Source organism: Candidatus Ichthyocystis sparus (assembly GCF_900078745.1).
Classification (GTDB): Bacteria; Pseudomonadota; Gammaproteobacteria; order Burkholderiales; family 2013Ark19i; genus Ichthyocystis; species Ichthyocystis sparus.
Map to the genome: position 1 here is coordinate 1 of NZ_FKII01000075.1, position 1,378 is coordinate 1,378.

The window sequence follows — 1,378 nt, forward strand, 5'->3', positions numbered from 1 at the left end:
TTGACGTTGCTGGCATTCTCGCAATGGCGTTATCAACAAAGGTAGAGGCCTATATAAGGAAAAAAGCCAGTAAAGGTGAGGGTGTAGCACCAGTAACTAGTGTTGTAGACCTTACGCATTCTTCTCTCCCAAACCCTCAGTCATTACCATCTCAAGCGAGTACTTCAACTGCTTCTGCAGTTGCTTCTGAAGTTTCGATCTCTTCCTCTAGTGCTTCATTATCTGTTCAATATGTTGATTTGCTTGGTGTTAGGTTACATCCTGATAGTGCTAAACCAATTCACGATCTCTTTTTTGTCATTCGTAAATCTGCCAAAATGTCTTGCTCGATGGTACTGGGTAACCTATTAAGGTCCGTGAGTAATGGACTTTCGATGGTTGGGCAGGCTGTTATTTGGTGCAGAACCTATAAGGAACTGCATTTACTTGGTTTTATGGCTAAGTTTCTTTGTCTCTATCATTCCAAGTACCGCCCTGATTTTATACGTTCTCTTGCTGGTATTAGAGTATTTTCGAGTTCCTCTGATTGTAGACCAGTGCCACTAACCAAGTACCGCCCTGATTTTATACGTTCTCTTGCTGGTACTAGAGTATTTTCGAGTTCCTCTGATTGTAGACCAGTGCCACTAAGTGGAGAAGTGTTACTAAGTTTTCTGTCTAATCTGGATTGTGCTGTTCGCGAGGACGCGGAGTCTATATTTAACTTGAGGTGGGATAGCATAGCTGATTCAATTTTTGCTGGACTAGAAGATAGATCATTGAGTGGTGCTGATTGTGAAGATTTTATTGATATTTTCGATGCTGTTAGTGCTCCCGTAGTAGCATTTTCAGTTTGTCAAGAATATGAAAAAAAGCGTGTGATGGATAGGAGAAAGAAATCAGGAAGTGGTAGTAAATGTACGGAGGAGGGTACTGAGTCTGTTTCCAAAAAACGTTTAATAAGTAAGAGCAAGAAATCAGGAAGTGGTGCTTGTTCTTTGGACACCTCTCTTCAACAAGTTCTGCCCAAACCCAAACCCAAACCCAAACCCAAACCCAAACCCAAACCCAAATCCAAACCCAAGCCCAAGAGATGTGTGATAAGTGAGTCGGGAGTTTTAGTAGGTGAATCAACTCCTGCGTCCTCATCTGAGCAGCTAATAGTGCCGATTACTACTGCCCCTTCTTCTGTTTCTGCTGTTCTCTGGGAATCTTCTGCGGCAGCTGGCAGTAGTTCTTCTGCTTATTTTCGCGGACCCAAGAAATCATTTGTTATGCAATCAGTTAAGAGGTCTTTTGAGGTACCTACGAGTAGTGCTGTTTCCTCCTCTTCTGCGTCCGTGGGTGTTGCTAGTGTTCCGCAAATGGCTGCTGCTACTGATTCTGAGGATGTGGGAGA

1 pseudogene is annotated in these 1,378 nt (G+C 43.1%); it reads left to right on the forward strand.

Annotated features, from left to right (window positions below):
* Positions 1–1,378 (forward strand): annotated as a pseudogene (locus tag A6733_RS09085) (hypothetical protein); the annotation flags it as partial.